The following is a 16,869-nucleotide window of genomic DNA, read 5'->3' as shown; positions in this document are numbered from 1 at the left end:
GCGGCCAGCCCACCGGCCCGGGCGATCTCGAACGCCCGCTCGAAGTCGGCGGCCCGCCCGCGCCGCTCGTCGTTGGACAGCCCGAATCCGACCACCCCGGCGTTGGCGAAGCGCACCGCGAGCCGGGCCAGGGTCCGGGCGTCGTAGGGGTGCCGGGTCCGGTTGGCCGCGATCACCAGGCCGATCCCGACCCCGGTCGCGGCGCTCGCCTCCCGCGTCGCGTCCAGAATCAGCTCGACGGTGGGGCTCAGCCCGCCCAGGTGCCGCGCGTAGGTGCTCGGGTCGACCTGGAGTTCCAGCCAGCCCGAGCCTTCCGCGGCGTCGTCCTGGGCCGCCTCCAGGACCAGGCGTCGGACGTCGGCCTCGGTCTGCACCACGCCGCGGGCCGCGTCGTAGAGCCGCTGGAACCGGAACCAGCCGCGTTCATCGGTGGCTTCGAGTTCCAGCGGCTCCGGGCTGCGGAGCTGGTCGGGCAGGCGCAACCGGTGCGCCTCGGCCAGCTCCAGCAGCGTGGCGTGCCGCATCGACCCGGTGAAGTGCAGGTGCAGGTGCGCCTTGGGCAGCTCGGTGAGATCGCGCCGCGCTGCTTTCTCCGGCCGGTGGCTCGGGTCGGTCGTCACGCGTCCACGGCCCCTCGTGGACGCCGTGAAAAAGCCACGCGACCTACGCGGTCGCTTCGCCCAGCAGCTTGGCGATCCGCGACACGCCCTCGACCAGGTCGTCGTCGCCCAACGCGTAGGACAGCCGCAGATAGCCCGGGGTCCCGAAGGCCTCGCCCGGGACCACCGCGACCTCGGCCTCGGTGAGGATCAGGCCAGCCAGTTCGGCCGAGCTGGCGGGGCGCTGCCCGCGGATCTCCTTGCCGAGCACCCCGGCCACCGACGGGTAGCAGTAGAAGGCGCCGAAGGGCTCCGGGCAGTTCACGCCCGGGATCTCCGAGAGCATCCGGACCATCATCTGGCGGCGCCGGTCGAAGGCCTCCCGCATCGTGGCGACCGCGGACAGGTCGCCGGTGACGGCCGCCAGGGCGGCGCGCTGCGAGACGTTGGCCACGTTCGAGGTCGCGTGCGACTGCAGGTTGGTCGCGGCCTTGGCGACGTCGGCCGGGCCGATCAGCCAGCCCACCCGCCAACCGGTCATCGCGTAGGTCTTGGCGACGCCGTTGACGACCACGCAGCGGTCGGCGATCTCGGGCACCTCGACCGGGATCGAGGAGAACCGGGCGCCGCCGTAGACCAGGTGCTCGTAGATCTCGTCGGTCACGACCCACAGGCCGTGCTCGGCCGCCCACTGCCCGATCGCGCGGACCTGTTCCGGGGGGTACACGGCTCCGGTCGGGTTCGATGGGGAGCAGAACAGCAGCACCTTCGACCGCGAGGTGCGCGCGGCCTCCAGTTGTTCGACCGTCACCAGGTAGTCCTGCGTCTCGTCGGCCACGATCTCCACCGGCAGACCGCCGGCCAGCCGGATCGCCTCCGGGTAGGTGGTCCAGTACGGCGCCGGCAGCAGGACCTCGTCGCCCGGGTCCAGCAGCGTCGCGAAGGTGGAATAGACGGCCTGCTTGCCGCCGTTCGTCACTACGACCTGTGCTGCGGAGCACTGGTAGCCGGAGTCACGCAGCGTCTTGGCCGCGATCGCCTCCTTGAGCTCGGGCAGACCGCCCGCGGGGGTGTAGCGATGGTTCTTCGGTTCGCGGCAGGCGGCGATCGCCGCCTCGACGATGTAGTCCGGGGTCGGGAAGTCCGGCTCGCCGGCGCCGAAGCCGATCACGGGTCGCCCGGCGGCCTGCAGGGCCTTCGCCTTGGCGTCCACGGCCAGGGTCGCTGACTCGGTGATCCCCGAGATGCGGGACGAGATGCGGGGGAAGCCAGGTGTGGAGGTCATGGTCGTATCGTTCCACCCCGCCCGCGCCCTCAGACCGGCGGAGCCGCACCAGTTCGACGCCTGTCCGCGTTGTGCCTAGACTCACCCCTCGGTGAGCGCACCGTTGCCTCGGCACGCCCGCGTCCGGTCGCACACCGATCTAGGGTCGTAGCTCAATTGGTAGAGTTCCGGTCTCCAAAACCGGCGGTTGGGGGTTCGAGTCCCTCCGGCCCTGCGCACACGTACGGCGTCCCTCGGGGCGCACACGGAAGACCTCCCGCACCGCGGGGGCCGGGTTGAGGATCCAGGTGAGGACGAGTGACGGAGACCGCTGAGGCAACGCCTGAGCGCCCGGCATCAGACGGCGGTCGAGGTGGGCTCAAGGGCCTGCCGTCCCGTATCGGCCTCTACTACCGGCAGGTCGTCGCCGAGCTGCGCAAGGTCATCTGGCCCACGCGCAAGGAGCTGATCACCTACACCGTGGTGGTCCTCATTTTCGTGACGATCATGATCGCCTACGTGTCCCTGCTGGACCTGGGCTTCAGCAAGGCAGTGCTCAAGATCTTCGGGTAGCCCCCGCCCCGCACTATCGATCCACCACCTGCTTTAGGAAGGCCCTCCTGTGTCCGACTCGCCCCTGAACTTCGACGACGCGTCCGCGGACGCGGACGCCGCCGACGCCACGGCGCCGGCCGACGTCGAGGTGGCTGAGGCGGTCGACGCCCCCGTCGAGCACTCGGACGAGGTCTCGGACGAGGTCTCGGAGGAGACGACGGTCGAGGCGTCCGACGAATCGTCGGAGGACGGCTCGGAGGACGGCTCCGTCGAGGTGCTTGCCGAGGGTCCCAAGGACGACGAGGACGAGCTGGACCCGGCCGAGGAGTTCCGCAAGGCGCTCTACTCGGCCCCCGGTGACTGGTACGTCGTGCACTCCTACGCCGGCTACGAGAACCGCGTGAAGGCCAACCTGGAGAACCGCACGGCCAGCCTCAACATGGAGGACTACATCTTCCAGATCGAGGTGCCCCAGGAAGAGGTCGTCGAGATCAAGAACGGCCAGCGCAAGAACGTTCGCCGGAACAAGTTCCCCGGCTACGTGCTGGTCCGGATGGACCTCACCGACGAGTCCTGGTCGGCCGTCCGGCACACCCCGGGCGTCACCGGCTTCGTGGGCCACACCCACGAGCCCTCGCCGCTCACGCTCGACGAGGTCATGAAGATTCTCGCCCCGGAGCCGGCCCGCAAGGACGGGGTCAAGGGCGGCCCCGCCGCGCAGATCAAGGTGCTCGATTTCGACATCGGCGACTCGGTCACCGTCATCGACGGCCCGTTCGCGACCCTGCAGGCCACGATCCACGAGATCAACGCCGAGGCCCAGAAGGTCAAGGGTCTGGTCGAGATCTTCGGTCGGGAGACCCCGGTCGAACTGTCCTTCAGCCAGATCCAGAAGAACTAGGAAACGACGAGACATGCCTCCGAAGCAGAAGAAGCTGTCAGCGATCATCAAGCTGCAGATCAAGGCCGGCGCCGCGACGCCGGCGCCGCCGGTCGGCCCCGCGCTGGGCCAGCACGGCGTCAACATCATGGAGTTCTGCAAGGCCTACAACGCGGCCACGGAGAACCAGCGCGGCGACATCGTGCCGGTCGAGATCTCGGTCTACGAGGACCGCTCGTTCACCTTCATCACCAAGACCCCGCCGGCCGCGCGCCTGATCCTCAAGGCCGCCGGTGTCGAGAAGGGCTCCGGCGAGCCGCACAAGACCAAGGTCGCCAAGCTCACCCGGGCCCAGGTCCGCGGCATCGCCGAGTCGAAGATGACCGACCTGAACGCCAACGACCTCGACGCCGCCGAGAAGATCATCGCCGGTACCGCCCGCTCGATGGGCATCACCGTCGAGGGCTGATCCGCACCGCTCCATCCCGCACCTGTGGGAGGGCCGCCGCGCCGCCGCGGTCCGCCGACCACGCTCTCGAAACAGGAGACGCTCATGAAGCACGGCAAGAGCTACAAGTCAGTCGCCGCGAAGATCGACCCGGACAAGCTCTACGCCCCGCTGGACGCCGCGCGGCTGGCGAAGGAGACCGGAACCACCAAGTTCGACTCGACCGTCGAGGTCGCCTTCCGGCTCGGGGTCGACCCCCGCAAGGCCGACCAGATGGTCCGCGGCACCGTGAACCTGCCGCACGGCACCGGCAAGACCGCCCGCGTCCTGGTGCTGGCCACCGGTGACCGCGCCGCCGAGGCCGAGGCGGCCGGTGCGGACTTCGTCGGCTCCGACGACATGATCGAGAAGATCACCAAGGGCTGGCTGGACTTCGACGCTGTCGTCGCCACCCCGGACATGATGGGCAAGGTCGGCCGGCTCGGCCGCGTCCTCGGCCCCCGTGGCTTGATGCCGAACCCGAAGACCGGCACCGTCACCAACGATGTCGCCAAGGCCGTCGACGAGATCAAGGGCGGCAAGATCGAGTTCCGCGTCGACAAGCACTCGAACCTGCACTTCATCATCGGCAAGTCCTCGTTCAGCGACGTCGCGCTGGTCGAGAACTACGCCGCCGCCCTGGACGAGGTGCTCCGGCTCAAGCCGGCTGCGGCCAAGGGCCGGTACCTGCGCAAGGCCGTCTTCTCCACCACGATGGGCCCGGGCATCGCAGTGGACCCGAACAAGACGCGCAACCTGACCGAGGAGACCGTCGAGGACGGCGCTTGACGGTCGATGCACAGGTCTCTGACCTGGGGTTTTCTACAGAATCATCACGATCGGGCCCGATGCGGAACGCCGCATCGGGCCTTTTCGTCTCAGGAAAGGCATGCACACTGGTGCGTGCGACCGACCTGGGAGTTCTTCGTGCGCCAGCCCTTCCGATCAAGCCGCCTGATCCGCACCGCCGCCGTCTCCGCCGTGGCGGTTCTCACTGTCTGTGGGATGGCCGGCTGCAACGGCTCGGACGAGGCTGCCACCGAGGTCGACGGTCTGACCCCGGTCGCCGCGATCGCGAAGGTCGCGGACACCGCGAGCAACGACAGCGCGGCCTACACCTTCGAGATGACCGGTTCCGGCGTCTCGGTGAAGGGCTCCGGCGCGTACCGCGGCGGCGAGCACCCGGCCGCCCGGATGGCCTTCGACTCGATGAAGATGCTCGGCTTCAGCATCCCGGCCGGCACCGAGTTCCGCCTGGTCGACGACGTCATGTACCTCAAGTCCAGCAAGGGCGGCCTGATCCCGGGCGTCGGTGACGGCGGCTGGGTCAAGCTGCCGATGGACGAGGTGAAGGGCGAGGGCAACAGCTTCGGCGGCCTGGACCCGACCATGGCCAACCCGGTGGACCAGCTGAAGAAGATGCTCGACACCGACGACGTCACCAAGGTCGGCACCGAGACCGTGGACGGGGTCGAGACCACCCACTACCGCGCGACCATCGACTCCGCGGGCACCGGGACGGTCACCGAGAAGAAGACCTCCACCCACAGCAACGAGCTCAGCCGCCAGCTCGAGGAGCAGCTCGAGAACAGCATCCGTGACTCGCTCGGGGTGTCCGAGCCGGTGACCGTGGACGCCTGGGTCGACGGCGAGTACCACGCCCGCAAGCTGGCGATGACCCTGCCGTTCCTGGGCGAGGTCAAGATGACGATGAAGTTCACGGACTTCGGGTCGGACGTCGAGGTCGAGGCCCCGGCCGACGCCAAGGCGATGGACCTCGGCGACATGCTCGGCGGCGAACTCGGTGACGCGTTCGGCGAGGAGTTCGGCAAGGACCTCGCTGAATCGTTCGGCGACGGGTCGAACTTCTCCTCCGACATCTCCGAGCAGTTCGAGTCCCAGCTGCGCGAGCAGATCGAGAAAAGCCTGAAGGACGGCTTCGACGGCGGCGAATACAGCTACTCCGACGAGAATTCCGGCTCCGGCTCCTCGGGCTCCTCCGACGAGACGGCCGCGCTCGGCTCCAGCTGACCGCCGGCGGGTGCTCGCCGTTCGGCGTTCACCTGCAGGTCAGATCGGCCCCGTGCGCCCGGGTTACGTTGACGCATGCGTCTCGTCGCCGTGCTCACCACGGGCGCGCTCGCGCTCGGTGCGCTGAGCGCCTGCTCGGACTCTGAGCCCAACGTCAACGGGGATGCCCCACCGTCCATCGGTCCGACGGTCGCCCAGGTGACGCCGCCGCCGGCGAAGGCGCGGAAGCACAAGAAGAAGGCCAAACCGGTAGTGACTCCCGAGCCGTCGGTCTCGCCCACGCCGCAGCCCGAGCCGACGCTGCCGCCCGGCGAGGAGTTCGATCCCGAGCACTACGACCCCGAGGGTGATCACGACCCGGAGTCCGCGCAGACTCCGCCGGGGTTCCCCGCCGGCTGAACCAGGGCAAGAGTGGGGCCCATGGGCCGAGTCCGCACCGCTGTCGTCGGCCTCGTTTTGACCCGCGGACCTGCGGGTCCGTAGTCTGGCCCCAGCCAAAGACCGCTGGTTGTCACCCAGGTGACCGAAGGCCCCACTCGTGGGCGGCCCGCGCAGGTATTGCCAGGAGCTCCTCACGGAGCGACTGGGCGGGTGACCGGAACCTCGGACGCCTGCGGGTCCTCACGCCCCGGCCCTGCGCCGGGGCGTTCGTGCGTCCGGGGGCTTCCCCGACAAGGGCGCCGAGAGTCGACCCGCAGTTGCACCCCAAGGAAGGAGGGTCATGGCCCGGCCCGACAAAGCAGCCGCAGTAGCGGAGCTGACGGAGAATTTCCGTAACTCCAACGCCGCCGTGCTGACCGAGTACCGCGGTCTCACCGTGGCGCAGTTGAAGACCCTGCGACGCAGTCTGGGCGGCAACGCCGAGTACTTCGTCGTCAAGAACACCCTCACCAGGATCGCCGCCAAGGAGGCGGGTGTCGACGCGTTCGACTCCCTGCTCCAGGGCCCGTCCGCCATCGCGTTCATCAGCGGTGACGCGGTCGAGGTCGCCAAGGGCCTGCGGGACTTCGCCAAGGCGAACCCGCTGCTGGTGATCAAGGGCGGTGTGCTCGACGGCAAGGCGCTGTCGGCCGCCGACATCAACAAGCTCGCGGACCTGGAGTCCCGAGACGTCCTGCTGGCCAAGCTCGCCGGCGCGATGATCGCCTCGCTGTCCCAGGCCGCTGCGCTGTTCCAGGCGCCGCTGTCCCAGGCCGCGCGGACCATCGAGGCCCTGCGTGCCCAGGTCGAGGCGACCAGCCCCGCGGCTGCCGCCCCGGCCGTCCCTGCCGAGGCAACCGCCTCCGAGGAGGGCGCTCCCGAGGCGGTCGCCGCCGAGGCTGCGGTCGCCGATGAACCTGCTGTCGAGGCCTCTGCTGAGGCCGTTGCCGAATCGCCCGAAGCCGCGGAGGACCCCGTGGCCGAGACCCCGGCCGAGAGCTGACCCCGGGCGGGACCACCGCCCACCTGCCCAACATCACGCACAGACTCAACGGAAGGACCGCCGACCATGGCGAAGATCAGTAGCGAGGACCTGCTCGAGGCGTTCAAGGAGATGACGCTCATCGAGCTCTCCGAGTTCGTGAAGTCGTTCGAGGAGACCTTCGGCGTCACCGCCGCGGCTCCCGTCGCGGTCGCCGCGGCCGGCGGCGGCGCCGCTGCGGCCGAGGCTCCCGAGGAGCAGGACGAGTTCGACGTCGTCCTCGAGGGCGCCGGCGAGAAGAAGATCCAGGTCATCAAGGAGGTGCGCGCGCTGACGAGCCTCGGCCTCAAGGAGGCCAAGGACCTCGTCGACGGCGCCCCGTCCAACGTCCTGGACAAGGTCAACAAGGAGACCGCCGAGAAGGCCAAGGCCGCTCTCGAAGGTGCCGGGGCCACTGTCACCTTGAAGTAACGGCCAGGCCGCACTCCCCGGGAAGGGCGCAGGCGCGACCGTCACCCTCAAGTAGTCACCTGCACCACCGCGAAGGCGGCCACCGGATCCCGGCGGCCGCCTTCTGCGTGCCCCGGGCGGGACCGGCCTAGGATTCGCGCCCATGGGCGTCGAGATCGAGATGTCACTGTGCTCACCGAGAGCTTCCCCGAGAGGTAACTGTGGGCGTTGAGATCGCAATCCGCGGCCTCACCAAGAGCTTCGGCCGCCAGGTGATCTGGCGCGACGTGACCCTGACCCTGCCCGCGGGGGAGATCTCGGTGCTGCTCGGGCCGTCCGGCACCGGCAAGTCCGTGCTGCTCAAGACCCTGGTCGGGCTGCTCCGGCCGGATTCCGGGTCGATCACCATTGAGGGCCGGGATGTCTGCCGGCTGCGCGAGCGGGACCTCTACGAGGTCCGCAAGCTGTTCGGGGTCCTGTTCCAGGACGGCGCCCTGTTCGGCTCGATGAATCTCTACGACAACGTCGCCTTCCCGTTGCGGGAGCACACCCGCAAGTCGGAGAAGGAAGTCCGCTCCATCGTGATGGAGAAGATGGACCTGGTCGGCCTGATCGGCGCCGAGGACAAACTGCCGGGGGAGCTCTCCGGCGGGATGCGCAAGCGGGCCGGCCTGGCCCGCGCGCTGGTCCTGGACCCGAAGATCATTCTCTTCGACGAGCCGGACTCCGGCCTCGACCCGGTCCGCACCGCGTTCCTCAACCAGCTGATCGTCGACCTGAACCAGCGGATCGGGGCGACCATCCTGATCGTCACCCACGACATCAACACCGCCCGGACCGTGCCGGACAACATCGGCCTGCTCTACCACCGCCACCTGGCGATGTTCGGCCCTCGGGAGATGCTGCTCAGCTCCACCGAGCCGGTCGTCCGCCAGTTCCTCAACGCCCAGCGCGAGGGCCCGATCGGGATGTCGGAGGAGAAGGACGCCGACGAACTGGCCGCCGAATCCGGCCGCGAACTGCCCCCGCTGCCGCCGATTCCGCTGCAGATGCTCCCCAGCGACGGCGTGATTCGCACCACCCAGCGGGAGCCGGGACGGTGGTGTCGGGAGAACGGCGTGACTCCGCCGCCGGGATCCTTCGCCGCCGGGGCCGCTCTGCCGGTGCACGGCGCCGCAGCGCCCTGACCTGGGCAAACGTCGAGCGCGAGCGTGGGGTGAAATGTCCGGTTCCGTCCGGTTAACCACCCGCTACGCGTTCACACTGTTGGCCTGATCTCTTGACGCGGGCGCGCCGCACCTTCATTCTTTCGGTGCGTTCGTGAGTGTTGCGCGCGCAAGGGGACCGCAGGGATTTACCTGCGGCCTGGACAGTGGCGTGCCTTCGGCCTAAACTGCCCCCTTGCGCTGTCTGCCGTAATCACCTGTGTCTTTGACACGGGTGGTTGTGCATGCGCCGAACCGCTCGCGAGCCATCGGAAGGACCACTCTTGGCCGCCTCGCTCACCCCCTCGGCTACGACCAACGCCCCCCGGCGCATCAGCTTCGCGAAGATCCGCGAACCCCTGGAAGTTCCCAACCTGCTGGCGCTCCAGGTCGACTCGTTCGACTGGCTCCTCGGCAACGACCGCTGGCAGGGCCGGGTCGACGCCGCTATCGGCGCCGGCCGCGACGACGTGCCGACCCAGTCCGGGTTGGAGGAGATCTTCGAAGAGATCTCCCCGATCGAGGACTTCTCCGGCTCGATGTCGCTGACCTTCCGCGACCACCGCTTCGAGCCGCCGAAGAACTCGATCGACGAGTGCAAGGAGCGGGACTTCACCTACTCCGCGCCGCTCTTCGTCACCGCGGAGTTCACGAACAACGAGACCGGCGAGATCAAGAGCCAGACCGTCTTCATGGGCGACTTCCCCCTGATGACGGACAAGGGCACCTTCGTGATCAACGGCACCGAGCGTGTCGTCGTCTCGCAGCTGGTCCGCTCGCCCGGTGTCTACTTCGACAAGGCGATCGACAAGACCTCGGACAAGGACATCTTCTCCGCGAAGGTGATCCCGTCCCGCGGTGCCTGGCTCGAGCTCGAGATCGACAAGCGCGACGCCGTCGGCGTGCGTATCGACCGCAAGCGCAAGCAGTCCGTCACGGTGCTGCTGAAGGCGCTCGGTTGGGACGACGCGAAGATCCGCGAGCAGTTCGGCCAGTACGAGTCGATGATGGCCACCCTGGAGAAGGACCACACCACCACCCAGGACGAGGCGCTGCTCGACATCTACCGCAAGCTGCGTCCGGGCGAGCCCCCCACGCGTGAGGCTGCCCAGACCCTTCTGGACAACCTGTACTTCAACCCGAAGCGCTACGACCTCGCGAAGGTCGGCCGCTACAAGGTGAACAAGAAGCTGGCCCTTACGCAGCCGCTTCAGCACGGCGTGCTCACCGAGCAGGACGTCGTCGCCACCATCAAGTACCTGGTCGCGCTGCACGCCGGCGAGACCGAGATGCCCAGCGTCAAGGGCAACGCCCGCGTCGAGGTCGACGACATCGACCACTTCGGCAACCGGCGTCTGCGCACGGTCGGCGAGCTCATCCAGAACCAGGTCCGTACGGGTCTGGCCCGGATGGAGCGCGTCGTGCGTGAGCGCATGACCACCCAGGACGTCGAGGCGATCACGCCGCAGACCCTGATCAACATCCGCCCCGTGGTGGCCTCGATCAAGGAGTTCTTCGGCACCTCCCAGCTCTCGCAGTTCATGGACCAGACCAACCCGCTCGCGGGCCTGACCCACAAGCGCCGCCTGTCGGCGCTGGGTCCGGGTGGTCTGTCCCGTGAGCGCGCCGGCTTCGAGGTTCGCGACGTGCACCCCAGCCACTACGGCCGGATGTGCCCGATCGAGACCCCGGAGGGCCCGAACATCGGTCTGATCGGCTCGCTCGCGACCTATGGGCGGGTCAACGCCTTCGGGTTCGTCGAGACGCCGTACCGCAAGGTCAACAACGGCCGGGTCACCGACGACGTCGACTACCTGACTGCGGACGAGGAGGACCTGCACGTCATCGCGCAGGCCAACGCGCCGCTGACGCACGACGGCACCTTCGAGGAGGCCCGCGTCCTGGTCCGCCGTAAGGGCGGCGAGGTCGACTACATCCCGGCCGCCGAGGTCGACTACATGGACGTCTCGCCGCGCCAGATGGTCTCGGTCGCGACCGCGATGATCCCCTTCCTCGAGCACGACGACGCCAACCGCGCCCTGATGGGCTCGAACATGCAGCGTCAGTCGGTTCCGCTGCTGCGGGCCGAGTCGCCGCTGGTCGGCACCGGCCAGGAGTACCGCGCGGCCAAGGACGCCGGCGACGTCGTCGTCGCGACCAAGGCCGGCGTGGTCGCCGAGGTCTCCGCGGACTACATCCAGGTGATGGAGGACGAGGGCACCTACACCACGTACCGCCTTGCCAAGTTCCGTCGCTCGAACCAGGGCACCTGCATCAACCAGAAGCCGATCGTGCTCGAGGGTGCGCGGGTCCAGGCCGGCGAGGTCATCGCCGACGGGCCCTGCACCGACCAGGGCGAGATGGCGCTCGGCAAGAACCTGCTGGTCGCCTTCATGTGCTGGGAGGGCCACAACTACGAGGACGCGATCATCCTCAGCCAGCGTCTGGTGCAGGACGACGTCCTCTCCTCGATCCACATCGAGGAGCACGAGGTCGACGCCCGCGACACCAAGCTCGGCCCCGAGGAGATCACCCGGGACATCCCGAACGTCTCCGAGGAGGTCCTGGCCGACCTCGACGACCGCGGCATCATCCGCATCGGCGCCGAGGTCACGACCGGCGACATCCTGGTCGGCAAGGTCACGCCCAAGGGCGAGACCGAGCTGACCCCGGAAGAGCGCCTGCTCCGCGCGATCTTCGGTGAGAAGGCGCGCGAGGTACGCGACACCTCGCTCAAGGTGCCGCACGGTGAGTCCGGAAAGGTCATCGGCGTCCGCGTCTTCGACCGCGAGGAAGGCGACGAGCTCCCGCCCGGCGTCAACCAGCTGGTCCGGGTCTACGTGGCCCAGAAGCGCAAGATCACCGACGGCGACAAGCTGGCCGGCCGGCACGGCAACAAGGGCGTCATCGCCAAGATCCTCCCGGTCGAGGACATGCCCTTCCTCTCCGACGGCACCGCCGTCGACGTGGTGCTCAACCCGCTCGGCGTGCCGAGCCGGATGAACATCGGCCAGGTCCTGGAGACCCACCTCGGGTGGGTGGCCAAGACCGGCTGGCAGGTGGAGGGGTCCGACCAGGAGTGGAAGGACCGCCTGCGCGGCATCGGCGCGGACGTGGGTGAGCCCGGCACCAACGTGGCGACCCCGGTCTTCGACGGCGCGCAGGAGGAGGAGATCACCGGCCTGCTCGGCTCGACCCTGAAGACCCGTGACGGCGAGCGCCTGATCGGGGAGGACGGGAAGGCGATGCTCTTCGACGGCCGCTCCGGTGAGCCGTTCAAGAGCCCGATCTCGGTCGGCTACATCTACATCCTGAAGCTGCTCCACCTGGTCGACGACAAGATCCACGCCCGTTCGACCGGCCCGTACTCGATGATCACCCAGCAGCCGCTGGGTGGTAAGGCGCAGTTCGGTGGCCAGCGCTTCGGCGAGATGGAGGTGTGGGCCCTCGAGGCCTACGGCGCCTCCTACGCCCTGCAGGAGCTCCTCACCATCAAGTCCGACGACGTGCTCGGCCGCGTGAAGGTCTACGAGGCCATCGTCAAGGGCGAGAACATCCCGGAGCCCGGCATCCCGGAGTCCTTCAAGGTCCTCATCAAGGAAATGCAGTCGCTGTGCCTGAACGTCGAGGTGCTCTCCAGCGACGGCATGTCCATCGAGATGCGCGAGACCGACGAAGACGTCTTCCGTGCGGCCGAAGAGCTCGGCATCGACCTGTCGCGGCGTGAGCCGTCCAGCGTCGAAGAGGTCTGAGGTTCGGGCGGGGTGGCCCCCCGGTCACCCCCCCCCCCCCGCCCCGACCTGACCACCCTCGAAAATAAGTAGGACTGGGGATCACGTGCTCGACGTCAATTTCTTCGACGAGTTGCGCATCGGCCTGGCGACCGCGGACGACATCCGCCAGTGGTCGCACGGCGAGGTCAAGAAGCCCGAGACCATCAACTACCGCACGCTCAAGCCTGAGAAGGACGGCTTGTTCTGCGAGAAAATCTTCGGTCCCACCCGGGACTGGGAGTGCTACTGCGGCAAATACAAGCGCGTGCGCTTCAAGGGCATCATCTGCGAGCGCTGTGGCGTCGAGGTCACCCGCGCCAAGGTGCGCCGTGAGCGGATGGGCCACATCGAGCTGGCCGCGCCGGTCACCCACATCTGGTACTTCAAGGGTGTCCCGAGCCGGCTCGGCTACCTGCTCGACCTGGCCCCGAAGGACCTGGAAAAGGTCATCTACTTCGCGGCGTACATGATCACCTGGGTCGACGAGGAGGCGCGGCACCGCGACCTGACCTCCCTCGAGGCCCAGATCTCGGTCGAGCGCGGCCAGATCGAGCAGCGCCGTGACTCCGACCTGGAGAACCGGGCCACCAAGCTCGAGGCCGACATGGCCGAGCTGGAGGCGGCCGGCGCCAAGTCCGACCAGAAGCGCAAGGTCAAGGAAGGTGCCGAGCGCGAGCTCAAGCAGCTCCGTGACCGCGCCCAGCGCGAGATCGACCGCCTGGACGACGTCTGGACGCGCTTCAAGAACCTCAAGGTCCAGGACCTCGAGGGCGACGAGATGCTCTACCGCGAGATGCGCGACCGGTTCGCCATGTACTTCGACGGCGGCATGGGTGCGGCAGCGATCCAGAAGCGTCTGGAGTCCTTCGACCTCGAGGCCGAGGCCGAGCGCCTGCGCGAGATCATCCGCACCGGCAAGGGCCAGAAGAAGACCCGCGCGCTCAAGCGCCTCAAGGTCGTCTCGGCCTTCCTGTCGACGCGCAACTCCCCGATGGGCATGGTCCTGGACTGCGTCCCGGTCATCCCGCCGGACCTGCGCCCGATGGTCCAGCTCGACGGTGGCCGCTTCGCCACGTCCGACCTGAACGACCTGTACCGCCGCGTGATCAACCGGAACAACCGGCTCAAGCGCCTGCTCGACCTCGGGGCGCCCGAGATCATCGTCAACAACGAGAAGCGGATGCTGCAGGAGGCCGTCGACGCACTGTTCGACAACGGCCGCCGCGGCCGGCCCGTCACGGGCCCGGGCAACCGCCCGCTCAAGTCGCTGTCCGACATGCTCAAGGGCAAGCAGGGCCGCTTCCGGCAGAACCTGCTCGGCAAGCGCGTCGACTACTCCGGCCGCAGCGTCATCGTCGTCGGCCCGCAGCTGAAGCTGCACCAGTGCGGTCTGCCCAAGGCGATGGCGCTCGAGCTGTTCAAGCCGTTCGTCATGAAGCGCCTCGTCGACCTCAACCACGCGCAGAACATCAAGAGCGCCAAGCGCATGGTCGAGCGTGCCCGTCCCGTCGTGTGGGACGTGCTCGAAGAGGTCATTGCCGAGCACCCGGTGCTGCTCAACCGCGCGCCGACCCTGCACCGTCTCGGCATCCAGGCCTTCGAGCCGCAGCTGATCGAGGGCAAGGCCATCCAGATCCACCCGCTCGTCTGCTCGGCCTTCAACGCCGACTTCGACGGCGACCAGATGGCCGTTCACCTGCCGCTGTCGGCGGAGGCCCAGGCCGAGGCCCGCATCCTGATGCTGTCCTCGAACAACATCCTGAAGCCGTCCGACGGCAAGCCGGTCACCATGCCGACGCAGGACATGATCATCGGCCTGTTCTTCCTCACCGGCGACCGCGGCGAGATGGCCGGTCAGGGCCGGGTGTTCGGCTCCGTGTCCGAGGCGATCATGGCCTTCGACACCGGCGAGCTGGCGCTGCAGGCCAAGATCAGGATCCGCCTCAAGGACGTCGTGCCGCCGCGCAACTGGGTCGCCCCCGAGGGCAACCAGGCCGGCGCCCCGGTGCTGCTGGAGACCTCCCTCGGCCGGGCCCTCTTCAACGAGGCCCTCCCGGCGGACTACCCGTTCGTCGACGCCGAGGTCGGCAAGAAGCAGCTCTCGATCATCATCAACGACCTGGCCGAGCGATACCCCAAGGTCCAGGTCGCCGCGACGCTGGACGCCCTCAAGGCGGCCGGCTTCCACTGGGCCACCCGCTCGGGTGTCACGGTCTCGATCGGCGACGTCATCACGCCGCCGGACAAGGCCAAGATCCTCGAGGAGTACGAGGCCCGCGCGGAGAAGATCCAGAAGCAGTTCGAGAAGGGTCTGATCACCGACGACGAGCGTCGCCAGGAGCTCATCGAGGTCTGGACCCAGGCGACGAACGTGGTCGCCGCTGCGATGGAGAAGAACTTCGTGCGGACCAACCCGATCGCGATGATGATCGACTCGGGCGCCCGCGGAAACATGATGCAGGTCCGTCAGATCGCCGGTATGCGTGGTCTGGTGGCCAACCCCAAGGGCGAGATCATCCCGCGGCCGATCAAGTCGAACTTCCGCGAGGGCCTGTCCGTGCTGGAGTTCTTCATCTCCACCCACGGTGCCCGTAAGGGCCTCGCCGACACCGCGCTGCGGACGGCCGACTCCGGGTACCTCACCCGTCGTCTGGTCGACGTCAGCCAGGACGTCATCATCCGCGAGGAGGACTGCGGCACCGAGCGCGGTCTGCCCTTCACGATCGCGGCGACCGGCGCCGACGGGGTCCTGCGCAAGCTGGACAACGTCGACACCAACGTGGTCTCGCGAAACCTGTCCGAGGACGTCAGCGGCACCGGTGGCGTGACGGCTCCGGCCGGCACGGATGTCACCAACATCCTGCTCGACGACCTGATCGCGGCCGGGGTGGAGAAGGTCCGGGTCCGCTCGGTCCTGACCTGCCAGAGCCGGGTCGGTACCTGCGCGCTCTGCTACGGCCGTTCGCTGGCCGCGGGCAAGCTCGTGGACATCGGCGAAGCGATCGGCATCATCGCCGCCCAGTCGATCGGTGAGCCCGGCACGCAGCTGACGATGCGTACCTTCCACACCGGTGGCGTCGCGGGTGAGGACATCACCCACGGTCTGCCCCGCGTCGTGGAGCTGTTCGAGGCGCGCCAGCCCAAGGGCGTCGCCCCGATCAGCGAGGTCACCGGCCGGATCCGCATCGAGGACACCGACAAGGCCCGCAAGATCGTGGTCGTCCCCGACGACGGCGGCGAGGAGGTCGGTTACCCGGTCTCCAAGCGCAGCCGCATGATCGTCGAAGAGGGCCAGCACGTGGAGGTTGGGCAGAAGCTGCTCGTCGGCGCCGCCAACCCGCACGAGGTGCTCCGCATCCTCGGCCAGCGGGCCGTCCAGGAGCACCTGGTCGAGGAGGTGCAGGAGGTCTACCGCTCGCAGGGCGTGTCGATCCACGACAAGCACATCGAGATCATCATCCGGCAGATGCTGCGCCGGGTGACGGTCATCGAGTCCGGCGACGCGGAACTGCTGCCGGGCGAGCTCGTCGAGCGTTCGCGCTTCGAGGAGGAGAACCGTCGCGTGGTCGGCGAGGGTGGGCAGCCGGCCTCCGGCCGTCCGGTCCTGATGGGCATCACCAAGGCCTCGCTGGCCACCGAGTCGTGGCTGTCGGCGGCATCGTTCCAGGAGACGACCCGCGTCCTGACCGACGCGGCGATCCACGCCAAGAGCGACCCGCTGCTGGGCCTCAAGGAGAACGTGATCATCGGCAAGCTCATCCCGGCCGGTACCGGCATGCCGAAGTACCGCAACATCCGGGTCGAGCCGACCGAGGAAGCCAAGGCGGCCATGTACTCGATGAGCGGGTACGAGGAGCCGGAGTACGCGACCTTCGGGAGCGGGTCCGGCGACGCCGTCCGCCTCGAGGACTATGACTTCGGCGGCTACGGCAACTGACCTACGGCGCCCGGCGGACGCCTCGCGGCGGCGTTGTCGTCGTCGCCGGTACTGCGTACCCGGCTCCTCCTCCGCCTTGCGATGCATTCCGCCGGATCACCGCAGGTAGCACCTTGTTGACAGAACCGGCCGGCGCCTTCGGGCACCGGCCGGTTCTGCGTTCCGGGCGCAGAGTTCGGCAGGATGGGGCCATGGCGGACGAGCCCAGCGACCAACCCGGCCCCGGACAGCAGCAGCCGGACCCGTACGGCGCGCCCCCTCCGGGCGGCCCGCCTCCGGGCTATGG

General features: G+C 68.4%; 12 protein-coding genes, 1 tRNA gene and 1 pseudogene. 12 read left to right on the top strand and 2 right to left on the bottom strand.

The genetic code is table 11. The annotated features are described in order from the left end of the window. Nucleotides 1-524: pseudogene (locus H0X00_RS11180) on the bottom strand (adenosine deaminase); the annotation flags it as partial. Between the two features lie 139 nt (nucleotides 525-663). Next, the gene (locus H0X00_RS11175; protein ID WP_293769968.1) at nucleotides 664-1,884 is read right to left on the bottom strand and encodes a pyridoxal phosphate-dependent aminotransferase; all 1,221 of its coding nucleotides are present in this window, start codon (nucleotides 1,882-1,884) and stop codon (nucleotides 664-666) included. A gap of 141 nt (nucleotides 1,885-2,025) precedes the next feature. On the opposite strand from H0X00_RS11175, the gene H0X00_RS11170 reads away from it, so the two are divergent. The 12 genes from H0X00_RS11170 to H0X00_RS11115 all read left to right on the top strand — a co-directional run bounded on the left by H0X00_RS11170 (nucleotide 2,026) and on the right by H0X00_RS11115 (nucleotide 16,583). Beyond that, nucleotides 2,026-2,098 (top strand) — tRNA-Trp (locus tag H0X00_RS11170). An 83-nt stretch (nucleotides 2,099-2,181) separates the two neighbouring features. After that, nucleotides 2,182-2,436 (top strand): preprotein translocase subunit SecE, encoded by a 255-nt coding sequence (gene secE / locus H0X00_RS11165; RefSeq protein ID WP_293769966.1) that lies wholly within the window; start codon nucleotides 2,182-2,184, stop codon nucleotides 2,434-2,436. A 49-nt stretch (nucleotides 2,437-2,485) separates the two neighbouring features. Beyond that, nucleotides 2,486-3,319 (top strand): transcription termination/antitermination protein NusG, encoded by an 834-nt coding sequence (gene nusG, locus H0X00_RS11160; protein ID WP_293769964.1) that lies wholly within the window; start codon nucleotides 2,486-2,488, stop codon nucleotides 3,317-3,319. Between the two features lie 13 nt (nucleotides 3,320-3,332). Continuing rightward, a complete protein-coding gene (rplK, locus tag H0X00_RS11155; protein ID WP_293769962.1) occupies nucleotides 3,333-3,767 on the top strand; it encodes a 50S ribosomal protein L11 in 435 nt (144 codons plus the stop codon). Between the two features lie 84 nt (nucleotides 3,768-3,851). Continuing rightward, a complete protein-coding gene (gene rplA, locus H0X00_RS11150; RefSeq protein ID WP_293769960.1) occupies nucleotides 3,852-4,574 on the top strand; it encodes a 50S ribosomal protein L1 in 723 nt (240 codons plus the stop codon). Between the two features lie 138 nt (nucleotides 4,575-4,712). Further along, on the top strand, nucleotides 4,713-5,816 hold the full coding sequence (locus H0X00_RS11145; protein ID WP_293769959.1) for a hypothetical protein: 1,104 nt from the start codon (nucleotides 4,713-4,715) through the stop codon (nucleotides 5,814-5,816). Between the two features lie 75 nt (nucleotides 5,817-5,891). Then, nucleotides 5,892-6,215 carry a hypothetical protein gene (locus H0X00_RS11140; protein WP_293769958.1) on the top strand — a complete coding sequence of 108 codons (324 nt, stop codon included), beginning with the start codon at nucleotides 5,892-5,894 and terminating at the stop codon, nucleotides 6,213-6,215. A 322-nt stretch (nucleotides 6,216-6,537) separates the two neighbouring features. Then, nucleotides 6,538-7,239, top strand: coding sequence for a 50S ribosomal protein L10 (gene rplJ / locus H0X00_RS11135; protein WP_293769956.1), 702 nt, complete (start codon nucleotides 6,538-6,540; stop codon nucleotides 7,237-7,239). 66 nt (nucleotides 7,240-7,305) lie between these two features. Then, on the top strand, nucleotides 7,306-7,689 hold the full coding sequence (gene rplL / locus H0X00_RS11130; RefSeq protein ID WP_293769954.1) for a 50S ribosomal protein L7/L12: 384 nt from the start codon (nucleotides 7,306-7,308) through the stop codon (nucleotides 7,687-7,689). Nucleotides 7,690-7,889: 200 nt separating this feature from the next. Then, nucleotides 7,890-8,855: an ABC transporter ATP-binding protein gene (locus H0X00_RS11125; RefSeq protein WP_293769953.1), complete on the top strand. Its 966-nt coding sequence runs from the start codon at nucleotides 7,890-7,892 to the stop codon at nucleotides 8,853-8,855. A gap of 302 nt (nucleotides 8,856-9,157) precedes the next feature. Continuing rightward, the gene (rpoB, locus tag H0X00_RS11120; RefSeq protein ID WP_293769952.1) at nucleotides 9,158-12,625 is read left to right on the top strand and encodes a DNA-directed RNA polymerase subunit beta; all 3,468 of its coding nucleotides are present in this window, start codon (nucleotides 9,158-9,160) and stop codon (nucleotides 12,623-12,625) included. A gap of 85 nt (nucleotides 12,626-12,710) precedes the next feature. Then, on the top strand, nucleotides 12,711-16,583 hold the full coding sequence (locus H0X00_RS11115; protein WP_293769951.1) for a DNA-directed RNA polymerase subunit beta': 3,873 nt from the start codon (nucleotides 12,711-12,713) through the stop codon (nucleotides 16,581-16,583). Nucleotides 16,584-16,869 lie beyond the last annotated feature (286 nt).

It is taken from the genome of Sporichthya sp., from assembly GCF_013815995.1.
GTDB lineage: Bacteria > Actinomycetota > Actinomycetes > Sporichthyales > Sporichthyaceae > Sporichthya.
The sequence above is the reverse complement of the archived record's forward strand: the minus strand, read 5'-3'. Positions and strand labels throughout refer to the sequence as shown.